The organism is Anabaena sp. CCY 0017, assembly GCF_963920885.1.
GTDB lineage: Bacteria > Cyanobacteriota > Cyanobacteriia > Cyanobacteriales > Nostocaceae > Nodularia.
The window spans coordinates 330291-344273 of the sequence record NZ_CAWUDG010000004.1; the positions used below are offsets into that span (position 1 = coordinate 330291).

Annotated in this window: 13 protein-coding genes; 10 read left to right on the plus strand and 3 right to left on the minus strand. The window is 43.7% G+C overall.

Annotated features, from left to right (window positions below; all coding sequences use genetic code 11):
• Window positions 1–218 precede the first annotated feature (218 nt).
• Complete coding sequence (gene clpB, locus ACM0OW_RS07850) at window positions 219–2858, plus strand: ATP-dependent chaperone ClpB (protein WP_414549463.1); 2640 nt, start codon at window positions 219–221, stop codon at window positions 2856–2858.
• 172 nt (window positions 2859–3030) lie between these two features.
• Here the strand turns inward: clpB and ACM0OW_RS07855 are convergent, their stop codons facing one another.
• Together ACM0OW_RS07855 and ACM0OW_RS07860 are read right to left on the minus strand one after the other, a co-directional pair.
• Window positions 3031–3606, minus strand: coding sequence for a DUF924 family protein (locus ACM0OW_RS07855; RefSeq protein WP_414549464.1), 576 nt, complete (start codon window positions 3604–3606; stop codon window positions 3031–3033).
• Between the two features lie 5 nt (window positions 3607–3611).
• A complete protein-coding gene (locus ACM0OW_RS07860) occupies window positions 3612–4169 on the minus strand; it encodes an SRPBCC family protein (RefSeq protein WP_414549465.1) in 558 nt (185 codons plus the stop codon).
• Window positions 4170–4480: 311 nt separating this feature from the next.
• On the opposite strand from ACM0OW_RS07860, the gene ACM0OW_RS07865 reads away from it, so the two are divergent.
• The 4 genes from ACM0OW_RS07865 (at window position 4481) to lpxD (ending at window position 7339) form a co-directional block, all read left to right on the plus strand.
• The gene (locus ACM0OW_RS07865) at window positions 4481–4675 is read left to right on the plus strand and encodes a hypothetical protein (RefSeq protein WP_414549466.1); all 195 of its coding nucleotides are present in this window, start codon (window positions 4481–4483) and stop codon (window positions 4673–4675) included.
• Between the two features lie 31 nt (window positions 4676–4706).
• Window positions 4707–4871: a rubredoxin gene (gene rd / locus ACM0OW_RS07870; protein WP_414549467.1), complete on the plus strand. Its 165-nt coding sequence runs from the start codon at window positions 4707–4709 to the stop codon at window positions 4869–4871.
• A 62-nt stretch (window positions 4872–4933) separates the two neighbouring features.
• A complete protein-coding gene (locus tag ACM0OW_RS07875) occupies window positions 4934–6172 on the plus strand; it encodes an NAD(P)/FAD-dependent oxidoreductase (protein ID WP_414549490.1) in 1239 nt (412 codons plus the stop codon).
• A gap of 126 nt (window positions 6173–6298) precedes the next feature.
• Entirely contained in the window at window positions 6299–7339 is a 1041-nt protein-coding gene (lpxD, locus tag ACM0OW_RS07880) for a UDP-3-O-(3-hydroxymyristoyl)glucosamine N-acyltransferase (RefSeq protein WP_414549468.1), read from the plus strand.
• A 153-nt stretch (window positions 7340–7492) separates the two neighbouring features.
• On the opposite strand, the gene ACM0OW_RS07885 is transcribed toward lpxD, so the two are convergent.
• Window positions 7493–8404 carry a CoB--CoM heterodisulfide reductase iron-sulfur subunit B family protein gene (locus tag ACM0OW_RS07885; protein ID WP_414549469.1) on the minus strand — a complete coding sequence of 304 codons (912 nt, stop codon included), beginning with the start codon at window positions 8402–8404 and terminating at the stop codon, window positions 7493–7495.
• 357 nt (window positions 8405–8761) lie between these two features.
• Here ACM0OW_RS07885 and acpP point away from each other — a divergent pair, with 357 nt between their 5' ends.
• The 5 genes from acpP (at window position 8762) to ACM0OW_RS07910 (ending at window position 13655) form a co-directional block, all read left to right on the plus strand.
• Complete coding sequence (gene acpP, locus ACM0OW_RS07890) at window positions 8762–9013, plus strand: acyl carrier protein (protein ID WP_414549470.1); 252 nt, start codon at window positions 8762–8764, stop codon at window positions 9011–9013.
• A 193-nt stretch (window positions 9014–9206) separates the two neighbouring features.
• Entirely contained in the window at window positions 9207–10457 is a 1251-nt protein-coding gene (gene fabF, locus ACM0OW_RS07895) for a beta-ketoacyl-ACP synthase II (protein ID WP_414549471.1), read from the plus strand.
• 324 nt (window positions 10458–10781) lie between these two features.
• The gene (gene tkt, locus ACM0OW_RS07900) at window positions 10782–12794 is read left to right on the plus strand and encodes a transketolase (RefSeq protein ID WP_414549472.1); all 2013 of its coding nucleotides are present in this window, start codon (window positions 10782–10784) and stop codon (window positions 12792–12794) included.
• A gap of 151 nt (window positions 12795–12945) precedes the next feature.
• Window positions 12946–13248, plus strand: coding sequence for a hypothetical protein (locus tag ACM0OW_RS07905; protein WP_414549473.1), 303 nt, complete (start codon window positions 12946–12948; stop codon window positions 13246–13248).
• The gene (locus ACM0OW_RS07910; RefSeq protein WP_414549474.1) at window positions 13245–13655 is read left to right on the plus strand and encodes a type II toxin-antitoxin system VapC family toxin; all 411 of its coding nucleotides are present in this window, start codon (window positions 13245–13247) and stop codon (window positions 13653–13655) included. The genes ACM0OW_RS07905 and ACM0OW_RS07910 overlap by 4 nt, the downstream gene beginning before the upstream one ends.
• Window positions 13656–13983 lie beyond the last annotated feature (328 nt).

Here is a 13983-nt window from a genome sequence, read left to right on the forward strand (position 1 = left end):
AGCCTACCTCTCCGACAAAGCTACAAATATTGTTAGATGGTGGGGAACTAAAGCTCTGCTGTCTTACTCTCAACAAAAACGGGCGATAATACTACTCTATGAAGACGTGAAGACCGATCCTGGTATTTCTGTCTGTGTCCCTACAATGACCATATATAAACAAAACAGGCTCTTGTTCTCTGTGCGCCTCATATTTGGAGTGGTTTATCGAAAAGCCTATGCAACCCACTAATCCTAATCAATTTACCGAAAAAGCCTGGGAAGCGATCGCTCATACCCCAGATATTGCTAAACAATATCAGCAACAGCAAATCGAAAGTGAACACCTGATGAAAGCGCTGCTAGAACAAGATGGTCTAGCCAGCAGCATTTTAACGAAGGCGGGTGTTGATTTGCAAAAAATCCGCGACCGCACCGAGCAATTCCTCCAACGTCAACCAAAGGTATCTGGTAGCAGCACCTCCGTATTTTTGGGACGAAGTTTAGATACACTATTAGATAGAGCCGATGTCTATCGTCAGGATTTCAAGGACGAATATATCTCAATTGAGCATTTATTGCTCGCTTATGCCAAAGATGACCGCTTTGGTAAAAGTTTATTTCAAGAATTCGGTTTAGACGAAAGCAAGCTCAAGAAAATCATTAAACAAATTCGTGGGAGTCAAAAAGTGACCGACCAAAATCCAGAAGGCAAATATGAAGCACTGGAAAAATATGGACGTGACCTCACAGAAGCAGCACGGAAAGGTCAACTTGATCCAGTCATTGGGCGGGATGATGAAATTCGCCGCACTGTGCAGATTCTCTCCCGGCGGACTAAGAATAACCCTGTGTTAATTGGTGAACCGGGTGTTGGTAAAACTGCGATCGCGGAAGGTCTAGCCCAACGCATTATTGCTGGTGATGTCCCCCAGTCCCTCAAAGACCGCAAGTTGATCTCTTTAGATATGGGGGCTTTAATCGCCGGGGCTAAATTCCGGGGCGAATTTGAAGAACGCCTGAAAGCAGTATTAAAAGAAGTTACGGAATCTGGTGGGAATATAGTTCTATTTATTGATGAAATTCATACTGTGGTCGGCGCGGGTGCGACTCAAGGGGCGATGGATGCCGGTAACTTGTTAAAACCGATGTTGGCGCGGGGTGAATTGCGGTGTATTGGGGCGACCACTTTAGATGAATATCGCAAGTATATCGAAAAAGATGCGGCTCTAGAAAGACGGTTCCAGCAGGTTTATGTAGACCAACCCAGCGTCACAGATACCATTTCGATTTTGCGCGGTTTGAAAGAACGCTATGAAGTCCACCACGGGGTGAGAATTTCCGATAGTGCTTTAGTTGCAGCCGCTACATTGTCCAGTCGGTATATTAGCGATCGCTTCCTCCCAGATAAAGCCATTGACTTGGTAGACGAAGCCGCCGCCCGCTTGAAAATGGAAATTACTTCTAAACCAGAGGAATTAGACGAAATCGACCGGAAGATTTTGCAATTGGAAATGGAAAAGCTGTCTTTGCAAAAAGAAACTGATGCAGCTTCGCGAGAACGTTTAGAAAGAATTGAAAAGGAACTGGCGGATCTCAAAGAAGAACAAAGAACTCTCACAGCTCAATGGCAGTCGGAAAAGGATATTATCAATAAAATTCAGTCAATTAAAGAAGAAATTGACCGAGTTAACTTAGAGGTGCAGCAATCAGAACGAAATTATGACCTGAATCGCGCCGCTGAGTTGAAATATGGCAAGTTAACTAATTTACACCGCCAATTAGAAACAGCAGAAGGTGAATTAGCCAATGTTCAAAGAACTGGCAAATCTCTATTGCGTGAGGAAGTTACAGAAGCTGACATTGCGGAAATTATTTCTAAGTGGACGAGAATCCCGATCAGCAAGTTAGTGGAATCGGAGAAGGAAAAACTGCTGCATTTAGAAGATGAACTGCATAACCGAGTCATTGGACAAGCCGAAGCTGTCACAGCTGTAGCCGATGCGATTCAGCGATCGCGTGCGGGATTGGCTGATCCAAATCGTCCCATTGCGAGTTTTATTTTCCTCGGTCCCACAGGTGTAGGTAAAACCGAACTAGCCAAAGCCTTAGCGGCATATATGTTCGACACTGAAGAATCTTTAGTGCGGATTGATATGTCTGAATATATGGAGAAACACGCAGTTTCCCGATTAATTGGTGCGCCTCCAGGATATGTCGGTTATGAAGAAGGCGGTCAATTAACCGAAGTAATTCGTCGCCGTCCTTATGCGGTGATTCTCTTCGACGAAATCGAAAAAGCACACGCTGACGTGTTCAATATTTTACTGCAAATTCTCGATGATGGTCGTGTGACTGATTCCCAAGGTCGGACAGTGGACTTCAAAAACGCGATTATTATCATGACAAGTAACATCGGTTCTCAATATATTCTCGATGTCGCCGGTGAAGCCGAACATTACGATGAAATGCGCCGCCGAGTTATGGAAGCAATGCGAAATAGCTTCCGTCCAGAGTTCCTCAACCGCATTGATGAAATTATCATCTTCCACGGTTTGGATAAAAAAGAACTACGACAAATTGTGCTGTTACAAGTAGAGAGGTTAAGAGGAAGATTAAGCGATACCTCCGGTGGGCTTTGCCAACGCAAGATGTCCTTGAAACTCTCAGATTCTGCCCTTGACTTTTTAGCCGAAGTAGGGTATGACCCTGTATATGGAGCGCGTCCACTCAAACGAGCCATTCAGAGAGAATTAGAAACTCAAATTGCCAAATCTATCTTGCGTGGTGACTTCAACGACGGCGACACCATTTTTGTTGATGTGCAGAATGAGCGCCTTTCCTTCAGTCGCTTACCTGTGGAGGTCTTGACTACGTGAACTAGGTGCTAGGGACTGTTTTCAAACCCAAAATTAGACGTAAATGTAGGTTGGGTTGAGGTTTTGGGAAACCCAACTTTACCCAATATTTGGTTTGCTTCGTTGGGTTGCGCTGCGCTTAACCCAACCTACTTCTAAAGTTTGAAAACACGCCCTAGATGGCGTTACTAGCCTAAAACCATGAACTTGGCTGCTGCAAAAATTCCTTTTCCGATGCAGTTGAAGTCCGTCCTAAAATACTATTGCGATGAGGAAAACGCCCAAAACGCGCAATTATTTCTTGATGACTTAATGAGTGTTCAATTGCTTTCGCACTATCAGGATCATGACTCAGTTGCTGAAACAGCTTGACACACTGACGCTGATGAGTGAGGTTTTCACTGTGTTCAAAAGGTAAATAAATAAACCAGCGTTGTACAGGCAAAAGTTGGCAGTCATATCCTTGTACAACTGCGTATTGGGCGGCTGAAAGTGCTTCCCAGTCAGTTGCAAAGGCTTCCGGCGTACCACGAAACATATTTCGGGGAAACTGATCCAATAATAGAATCAGTGCTAAACAGGTTTCGGCTGAATCAATCCAGTCGTCTAGATATCCGTCTGCTGCTTTTTGGTAAGCTGAGAGAAATTGATTTTGAATTTCCTGATCAAATTCGGCTTTCTCGCCAAACCAATAAGCTTTGGGTTTGCCGTAATCTGGTGCATCTGGATGACCAAACCAAAATTCCAAAATTGTTTTTGCCTGTAACATTGCCTTTATTGAACCTTACATAAAACTTGTCGCATCTTACGCATATTTGCAGGCAATTCAAAGTTCATAGCTTGTTGAATGAAAATTGCAGGGATGGGAATATTAGGCGTAGCTTTGACTTGATATGCCAACAAAGTGCCATTGCCAAAATCTTTTAAATCTAAAATGGCTGTAAAGTCAACAAAATTCCCTTTATGCATCCGGAATTGAATTTGTTGCCCTAACAATTCTACAACATCAAGATAGATTTCAACTTGAGCCGTAAAAAACAAAAACGTCTTTTGTGCAACTTGATACAGTCGCTTAACTTCGCCTTTAGACAAAACTTCACTTTGAGTGAGGTCTGGAAAATATTGTACCCAACGAGGGTAATCAGTTAATTGCTGCCATACCTGCGATCGCAATATTGGTAAATACATACAGGCGGTAACAGATCCACCGCAGGCTGTATGGGATTGCGTTTGCAGCAAAATTTCGCCCTGCATCAGCGACGATTGCTTTTCCTGACTCCAAGGCATATTCAAACCTCTAATCATCGAGTCTGAGATATGAAACGCAGACATATTCACTCCTCCACTTCTCCACCTGTGTTAGCCCTGAAACTGTGAACCATTAGATAGGATCAACTCCCAGCCACTAAATCCTAGTTCCAGTGCTATACTTACCAAACAAATCATTTTCAGGACATTATTCCGCAATAATACTGTAAAAACCGTATTTCTTGTCACTTTTCATCAAAACTATAATTTAGTGACCATCAAAACAGCACTATTTATGGATAAAAATCGAATTTTCAACCGCTACAATAGCACAAATACATGGTTTTTCCAGTAAATTGCATGGTTTACGCAAATATAAAGAAAAGGTAACTGAAGTGAATCAATCTTCTTTAAATCGGACATTAACCCAAATTTTTGGCGTTCTTCTCGGCATTGGACTAGCCGTTTGGGTACTGAGAGGTTTTGGTATTTTGACGTTTATTCCAGGTGGAGTGATTGGGCTATTGTTACTAGGGGCGATCGCTGTGGGGATTATTAGCTATGTACAGAGAACTTGGTGGCGGTTGTAGTCTCAATATAATCTGAAAGAGGGAAAAAACGATGGAAAAGTATTTATGTACTGTTTGCGGCTACGAATATGACCCCGAAATTGGCGATCCTGATAGTGGGATAGCCCCAGGAACACCCTTTGAAGATATCCCAGAGGATTGGGTGTGTCCAGTTTGCGGCGCGACCAAAGATTTATTTGAACCGCTAGAACCGTGAAAATAACCGCTAGCCTAGTAGTAGGTGCTATATAATAAACGTTTTTGTCCTTGAATAATCAACTGCTGCCGTTAAACATTGTAGTTATTGGGGGTGGGGCGGCCGGATTTTTCGGCGCGATCGCTTGTGCTAAAGTTAATCCTCACGCCCATGTCACTTTAATCGAAGCTAGTCGTCAACCACTGGCGAAAGTCCTGATATCCGGTGGAGGACGTTGTAACGTCACTCATGCTTGCTTTGAACCAGCCAGATTAGTCCAAAGTTACCCCAGAGGTGGAAAAGCGCTCAGGGGTGCTTTCACTCGCTTTCAAGCTCAAGATACAGTCGATTGGTTTACAGAACAAGGTGTACGTCTGAAAACCGAAGCCGATGGCCGAATGTTTCCCATTACAGATAATTCCGAAACCATTGTGGAATGTCTGATTAAAGCTACAGCCAAATTTGGGGTAGAATTACGCTTGGGATCAGCAGTAGTTGCTGTGAAAAAAGTTAACCCAGAAGCAGGATTTGAAATTCTGTTGAAATCGGGAGAAACCAAAAAGTGCGATCGCTTACTATTGGCAACAGGAAGCAACCCTGTGGGTTATAAAATTGCCAGAGAGTTTGGTCATCACATTGAACCTCCTGTACCTTCTTTATTTACCTTTAATATTCCCGATCCCAAGCTGAGAGCATTGGCTGGAGTGAGTATGAATCCTGTGCAGTTACGGTTAGCTGGAACAGGAAAACCCCTACTAGAACAAACTGGTCCATTATTAATTACCCACTGGGGGATGAGTGGACCGGCTGTCCTCAAGCTTTCGGCTTGGGGTGCAAGATTTCTGCACGAAAACCGCTATCGAGCTACATTATTAGTCAATTGGTTGCCTGATTTCAAGCAAGAACAAGTACGTGAAAAAATCTTAGCAGTGAAAGCAGAATGGGGACAAAAGGCGATCGCCTTACATCGTGGAGTTGATCTACCCCATCGCCTCTGGCAATATATTGTAGACCGTGCAGGTATTAGCACAGAAGACCGTTGGGCAGAATTAACCAAACAAAAATTAAATCAGCTAGTCCAAGAACTGACTCAGGGAGAATACTTAATTCAAGGCAAGGGAGTTTTTAAAGAAGAATTTGTCACCTGTGGCGGTGTCAATCTCACAGAAGTTAACTTTAAGACAATGGAAAGCAAGTTAATTCCTGGTCTTTACTTTGCCGGAGAAATTTTAGATATTGATGGTATTACCGGTGGTTTTAACTTCCAAAGTGCTTGGACGACCTCATATTTAGCTGGTAACGCGATGGGAACTGGCGACTGAAAAACACCACAAGGTCAAAAAATTTGGCTACGTGACTGAGTTTCCCGTATCCTAGATTTTTTATGTATGCTTGCACAGAAATGTTCTTCTCTGTGCTTCAATCTTTTTAGACTTGAATACACCACCATGAAATTTAACGAAATTGTCAGTAAACTTGCCGAAGCTGCGACAGATAATAGTCTCAGCAATAACCGAGACCCAGAAATTACAGGTTTAGCGGCCTTAGATGAAGCTGCACCTGGTCATCTTAGTTACGTTGAAGGGGCAAAGTTTGCGTCTCTGGTTAGCCAGACGAAGGCTAGTGCTTTAATTCTGCCCCCAGATAAAACGTTACAGTTACAAGCACAAGAACGGGGTATAGCTTGGATCGCCACGTCAGATCCGCGATTGTTGTTTGCACAGGCGATCGCACTTTTTTACCAACCATATCGCCCCAGCCCAGAAATTCATCCTAGTGCGGTGATTCATCCCACAGCCAAACTAGGTCAAGATGTTTACATTGGCGCTCATGTTGTAGTCCAGCAGGGTGTAGAAATTGGCAATGGTGCAATTATTCATCCCAATGTAGTTATTTATCCCGATGCTAAGATAGGCGATCGCACCACCTTACACGCTAACTGCACTATCCATGAACGTACCCGCATCGGTACCGATTGCGTAATTCACAGTGGGACTGTAATCGGTGCAGAAGGCTTTGGTTTTGTGCCTACACGTACTGGTTGGCTAAAAATGGAACAATCTGGCTATACAGTCTTAGAGGATCATGTAGAAGTTGGTTCTAATAGTGCCATTGACCGCCCAGCCGTGGGCGAAACACGCGTAGGTAGTCATACAATAATTGATAACTTAGTGCAAATAGGACATGGTTGCCAAATTGGTGCAGGTTGTGCGATCGCTGGACAAGCTGGACTAGCTGGAGGCGTGAAAGTGGGGAAGCGTGTTATTTTGGCGGGACAGTCAGGAGTTTCCAATCAAGTAAAAATTGGTGATGGTGCGATCGCCTCTGCTCAAGCCGGAATTCATCATGATGTCGCACCAGGAGAAATTGTCTCCGGGATGCCAGCAGTGCCTCACAAACTATATCTTAAAGCATCTGCTATATATCATCGTTTGCCAGAAATGTATCAATCCTTCAGGCAATTACAACGCCAGTTAGGGAAAAAGTAAGTGGGTATTGGGAAGGTTGTAGGGGCGGGTTGAGTAATATCCTCATTGGTATTTAATGATATCTATGAACCCGCCCGTATTGGGGACTCAGAGGAAATCTTTTCCCAATCACCAAGCATCAATCACCAATAACTAATGACTAATGACCAATGACTAATAACTAATCCCTAATTTTTCTAAAACTGGCTGGGTAGAAACGATGTGACGATCTAAACCGAGTTCCTTGGGGCTAACTCCTAAAGCCAAAGCAATCAACTGCGGTAAATGCAAAATTGGTAAACCCAAACGTTTCTCAATCACCTTTTCTACTTCTGGCTGACGAGAATCTAAATTCAGATGGCACAGAGGACAAGGAGTAACTATACAGTCAGCACCGTTATCTAAAGCATCTTGAATGTGCATCCCAGCCATCTGGAAAGACTGGTTAGTAGCGTAACTAGAAAGAGGCCAGCCGCAACACTGAGTTCGACCACGATAATAAATTGGGGTTGCGCCTACCGCCCGAAACATATTTTCCATGCCTTCGGGGTGGAAAGGGTCATCATAGGGCATATACTTTTGAGCGCGGAGGAGATAGCAGCCATAAAAAGCTGCACATTTTAATCCCGTTAACTTACGAGTTACACGTTTAGTAATTTCCTCTAAACCATAATCTGTGAGCAGGGCATAGAGAATATGTTTAACTTCGCTACTACCACGATAAGGTGAACACCCTTCTTTTTGCAGCAAACCATTTACTTGTTCAACGTAGCCAGGATTGTCTGTTTGGCATTGTTTCAGGTTTTCGTTCACATGACCAATTACACCCTGACAAGTGCTGCAATGGGTCAGTAAGGGTAAATTTAATTCTTCTGCTAAGGCAATATTGCGGGCGTTGACAGTATCTTCTAATAATTGGGAATCTTCTTTAAATGTACCTGAACCGCAGCAAGCAGCTTTTTTCAGTTCAATCAGTTCAATGCCCAATACTTGAGTTAGGGCTTGAGTTGATAAATACAGTTCTCGACAAGCTCCTTGAGCCACACAGCCAGGGTAATAGGCGTATTTTAGGGTCTGAGTTAGCATAAAAGTATATTTGGTTAAAGGCAGTTGCCCTGATAATAACCGTTTTAGCATTCCTGGACAGGAACACTGTACAGAGTTAATTTTGGACAATCTGCAAAAAATTGCTAAGAACTGCTAAATATCAGCACTTACAGGTTGATGCGATCGCCTGGTGTGTCCTGGTATCCGAAGTCTTTTTGAGTAGTTAAACTGTTATCTTAAGAACAGAGCCTAAGTGTGTCCTTTAGAGTAAATATTTCTTCAGGAAAAGCCCTTGGTAGTATACGGGCGATCGCTCTTTCCGATAAGATGTATATGCTCAAAAACACATCGCCCATCAAGAGCGCATAATAGCAACTGGTCAAGGATATTTATCGTATGAGTCAAGCAGACATTTTTGAAAAAGTCAAGAAAATTGTTGTCGATCAACTCAGTGTTGAGACTGACAAAATTACACCACAAGCTAATTTCGCCAATGATCTGGGGGCTGATTCCCTAGATACCGTGGAATTAGTTATGGCATTAGAAGAAGAATTTGATATCGAAATTCCCGATGAAGCCGCCGAAAAAATTACGACGGTTCAAGAAGCGGTGGATTACATCAACGACAAAGTTGCCGCATCCGCCTAAACAGGGATGAGGGAACTCGGGACTCCTATGGGGATAAGGGGCAATGGGAGTTGGGTACTGGGTATTAAGTACTGGTAATAATTGAATATAGATAAAAATCTTCTTAATTAACTATTATCGGGTTTCTGACCATACCTGTTTCCCAGTCCCCAGTCCCTTTATTTGCAGCTTTCTCGCCCATTTTAACTAAGAGATGACAGACTATAAACGTAAACGCGTTGTTGTAACTGGTGTTGGCGCGATTACACCAATTGGTAATACACCAGATGAATATTGGGAAGGATTGTTAACCGGACGCAATGGCATTGGCAACATTACACATTTTGATGCCTCTAGCCATGATTGTCGCATTGCTGGGGAAGTCAAAAACTTCGATCCCCTCGCTTACATGGATCGCAAAGAAGCCAAGCGCATGGATCGGTTTGCCCAATTTGGCGTATCAGCTGCTAAACAAGCTGTTTCTGATGCAAAATTAGTCATTAATGAACTAAATGCCGAACAGGTGGGAGTGATGATTGGCTCCGGCGTGGGTGGACTGAAGGTGATGGAAGACCAACAAACCATTTATCTTAACCGTGGCCCTGATCGCTGTAGTCCGTTCATGATTCCGATGATGATCGCTAACATGGCGGCTGGATTAACAGCAATTCACATCGGTGCTAAAGGGCCTAATTCCTGTGCTGTGACAGCCTGCGCCGCAGGTTCTAACGCCATTGGGGATGCTTTTCGCATCATTCAAAATGGTTATGCTCAGGCGATGATTTGCGGGGGCTGTGAGGCAGCAATTACACCTCTGGGTTTAGCTGGTTTTGCCGCAGCACGAGCGCTTTCCACTCGCAATGATGATCCGGCTCATGCTTGTCGTCCTTTCGACCGCGATCGCGATGGGTTTGTCATGGGTGAAGGTGGGGGCATTCTCGTACTAGAAGAGCTAGAACACGCCCTCAGTCGTGGCGCTCGCATTTATGCGGAAATGGTTGGCTATGGTATGACCTGTGACGCTTACCACATGACTTCCCCAGTCCCAGGTGGTACAGGTGCTGCTAGAGCAATTCAACTGGCACTCAAAGATGGCGGTATCACTCCAGAAATGGTGAGCTACATTAATGCTCATGGTACTAGCACCCCAGCCAATGATTCCACGGAAACGGCGGCGATGAAAACAGCTTTGGGCGATCACGCCTATAAAATCGCTGTCAGTTCCACCAAATCGATGACAGGTCATCTGTTGGGTGGTTCGGGAGGTATTGAAGCAGTCGCCACAGTTTTAGCGATCGCTCATGATCAAATACCCCCCACGATCAATTTAGAAAATCCTGAGCCAGAGTGTGATCTAGATTACGTAGCTCATACCAGCCGCGCTCAAGAAGTGGCGATCGCCTTATCCAACTCCTTTGGCTTTGGTGGTCACAATGTCACACTAGCCTTTAAGAAGTACGCTTAAAATTCTCTACTCTGCCGTTTTCGGCTCTCCTGAGATTATTTTGTCAAAAGTATCACAAATACCTTTCATTACTAGGTCATGCTGAACGCTTGACCTAATAATCAGATTGATTGATCACTAGAATCTCAGGAGATCCCGCTTGTCCATCAACAATGGGCAATGGGATGATAAAGATACTATGGGGAAAATTCAATCAGTGATTCAGTTACCAAGTTGAGTGAAGAAAACTGATAACCTTTAACTGTTAACTGCTAACTGTGCAGAACAACCCCAGTTAGAAAAAAAGCTCCAAGAGTGTTAACCTGTCGTTAAGAATAAGAGATTATGGCTGTTGCAACCCAATCCCTCGAAGAACTTTGTATTAACTCGATTCGTTTTTTGGCAGTTGATGCCGTAGAAAAAGCTAAATCAGGACACCCAGGATTGCCAATGGGCGCAGCTCCTATGGCTTTTGTCCTCTGGGATCGCTTTATGCGGTTTAATCCCAAAAATCCCAAGTGGTTCAACCGCGATCGCTTTGTCTTGTCTGCCGGTCATGGCTCAATGTTGCTGTATGCCCTGCTTTATTTGACAGGTTACGATAGCGTCACCATAGAAGATATCAAGCAATTCCGTCAATGGGGGTCTAAGACCCCAGGACACCCAGAAAACTTTGAAACCCCTGGTGTAGAAGTTACAACTGGCCCCTTGGGACAAGGTATTGCTAATGGAGTTGGTTTAGCAATGGCAGAAGCCCATCTAGCTGCCAAATATAACAAACCAGATGCCAAAATTGTTGACCATTACACCTATGTAATTCTAGGTGATGGTTGTAACATGGAAGGTATTTCTGGTGAAGCGGCTTCCTTCGCAGGTCACTTGGGATTAGGCAAACTCATTGCTCTGTACGACGACAACCACATCTCCATCGATGGTTCTACAGATGTAGCATTCACCGAAGATGTTTCTAAGCGCTTTGAAGCTTACGGCTGGCACGTCCTGCACGTTGCAAATGGTAACACCGATTTAAATTCCATTGCCAAAGCAATTGAAGCAGCCAAAGCTGTCACCGACAAGCCCACCATGATTAAGGTGACTACCACCATCGGTTATGGTTCACCCAATAAGCAAAACACTGCTGGTATTCACGGTGCGGCTTTGGGTGCAGACGAAATTGCCTTAACTCGTAAACAACTCAACTGGGAACACGAGCCTTTCGTAGTTCCTCAAGATGCTCTTGACCACACACGCAAAGCAGTCGAACGTGGAGCAAGCTACGAAGCTGAATGGAACAAGACATTTGCCGACTACAAAACCAAATATCCCCAAGAAGCGGCGGAATTTGAACGTTACGTCAGTGCTAAACTGCCCGACGGTTGGGATAAGGTACTACCTAGCTACACCCCCGAAGACAAAGGATTACCTACCCGTAAACACTCAGAAAACTGTCTGAATAAATTAGCAGCAGTTTTACCAGAGTTAATCGGTGGTTCTGCTGACTTGACTCACTCCAACTTAACTGAATTGAAGGGCAAGGGCGACTTCCAGAAAGGAGCGTACCAAAATCCCAACATTCACTTTGGTGTCCGGGAACACGGTATGGGCGCAATCTGTAATGGTATGGCGCTGCATGGTTCGGGATTAATTCCCTACGGTGCGACCTTCTTGATTTTCACAGATTATATGCGGGCTGCTATCCGCTTATCTGCTTTGTCTCAAGTCGGCGCAATTTGGGTGATGACTCACGACTCCATCGGACAAGGTGAAGATGGTCCTACCCACCAACCAATAGAAACTCTAGCATCTTTACGTGCTATTCCTAACCTGACTGTATTTCGTCCCGCAGACGGTAACGAATGCTCTGGTGCGTACAAAGTCGCAATTACCAAGGCCAAGGAAAACGCTCCTTCTCTGTTAGCTTTCACTCGTCAAAATGTCCCCAACTTAGCAGGTACTTCGATTGAGAAGGTGGCTCAGGGTGCTTATACTGTCGTAGATTGCCAAGGTACTCCCGATATCATCTTGATTGGTACTGGTTCAGAGTTAAGCCTTTGTGTCACAGCAGGGGAGAAATTGACAGCCGAAGGTAAGAAGGTTCGTGTTGTCTCTATGCCTTCCAGTGATTTGTTTGACGCACAAGATGCAGCTTATAAGGAGTCTGTTCTACCTAAAGCTGTTACCAAGCGTTTGTCTGTAGAAGCTGCTGCTAGTTTCGGCTGGCACAAGTATGTTGGTAGCGAAGGTGATACTGTTAGTATCGACACTTTTGGTGCTTCGGCTCCAGGTAATGTTTGTATGGAGAAGTTTGGCTTTAGTGTTGATAATGTTTTGGCTAAGGCTAAGGCTTTGTTGGGTTAATTAGCAACGGAATATTCTCTTAAGTTTTTGCAGGGTGGGCTGAAAGGTCTGCCCTTTTTTTAACGCAGAGGGGCGCTGAGGTTAACGCAGAGGTAACGCGGAGAGGAATTAATTATAATTAGGGTAATGAATCTATATATGAGGGGTAATTATGCAGGAAGTTTTAAATTACAGTCAGGAGCTACACAACCGGATATCGCCCATTGTGGAGAAGCTAATTCAGGGTAATAGTTTATATCAGGTTAAGTTAAACAAACGTGAAATGATCGAAATGTTGGTGGAGTTATTTGGGCAGTTTTCACCAGAGGAGATGAGGGAAATTAAGGAGGATGATTTGACAGAGAGAATTGATAGTCTTTTAATGTTAGAGTCAGTTTCTGGGACTTTGAATGATTTAACACCTGAGCAGATAGAAATTTTTGATGCAGTGGTAGAAGGAAGACCGATAAAGTGAGTTATTTACTAGATTCAAATATTGTCTCTTACATTTTGAAGAAAAATGCAACTGTAGATCAGAGATTTAGGGAAGTTCGCCGACTGAGACAAGATGTATTTATTAGTTGTATAACTTACTATGAAGTCAAACGAGGCCTTTTAGCGATCAACGCAACCAGACAGTTAGCTGAATTCCAAAACTTTTGTCAAATTTATCAAGTGTTATTAATAGATGATTTAGAGATTATTGAAAGAGCCTGCGAAATTCATTTGGACTTACAACGCCGAGGTTTTACTATTCAGGAGCAAGATATATTGATTGCAGCAACTGCAATTACACGCGGTTTAATTCTAGTCTCTAATGATTCTGATTTGTTAAGAGTTCAAGGTATTAATTTAGAAAATTGGGTAAGAACAGAATATTGAATTTGAGGAAATTTCTTTTTTCATTTAACTTGCATCATGAGGACGGGCAAGACTTGTACTGAGCTTGTCGTTCGCGTAGCATCTCGTAGAGAAGTATGCCCATCCCACAAGATATTCAGTAAATCTGATGGGTGCAAAATAGATGTGTTTTAGTTTAATTAGCAGGAGTGTGTGAGTGTTTAAGAAATTGCGAGGAGGATTACTCGTTGGGATTGGCTATATGCTTTCTCCTCTTTCTTGGTGGAATGATATATTTTTTAATCTACCGATCGCACTGGGAGCAACGCGATTTTGTGAAGTCGGAGAAAAAACAAGCGATCGCAAAAAC

Coding starts and splice junctions, on each gene's coding strand:
- clpB (WP_414549463.1), top strand. CDS start 219: ATGCAACCCACTAATCCTAATCAATTTACCGAAAAAGCCTGGGAAGCG.
- ACM0OW_RS07855 (WP_414549464.1), bottom strand. CDS start 3,606: ATGTTACAGGCAAAAACAATTTTGGAATTTTGGTTTGGTCATCCAGAT.
- ACM0OW_RS07860 (WP_414549465.1), bottom strand. CDS start 4,169: ATGTCTGCGTTTCATATCTCAGACTCGATGATTAGAGGTTTGAATATG.
- rd (WP_414549467.1), top strand. CDS start 4,707: ATGGAAAAGTATTTATGTACTGTTTGCGGCTACGAATATGACCCCGAA.
- lpxD (WP_414549468.1), top strand. CDS start 6,299: ATGAAATTTAACGAAATTGTCAGTAAACTTGCCGAAGCTGCGACAGAT.
- ACM0OW_RS07885 (WP_414549469.1), bottom strand. CDS start 8,404: ATGCTAACTCAGACCCTAAAATACGCCTATTACCCTGGCTGTGTGGCT.
- acpP (WP_414549470.1), top strand. CDS start 8,762: ATGAGTCAAGCAGACATTTTTGAAAAAGTCAAGAAAATTGTTGTCGAT.
- fabF (WP_414549471.1), top strand. CDS start 9,207: ATGACAGACTATAAACGTAAACGCGTTGTTGTAACTGGTGTTGGCGCG.
- tkt (WP_414549472.1), top strand. CDS start 10,782: ATGGCTGTTGCAACCCAATCCCTCGAAGAACTTTGTATTAACTCGATT.
- ACM0OW_RS07905 (WP_414549473.1), top strand. CDS start 12,946: ATGCAGGAAGTTTTAAATTACAGTCAGGAGCTACACAACCGGATATCG.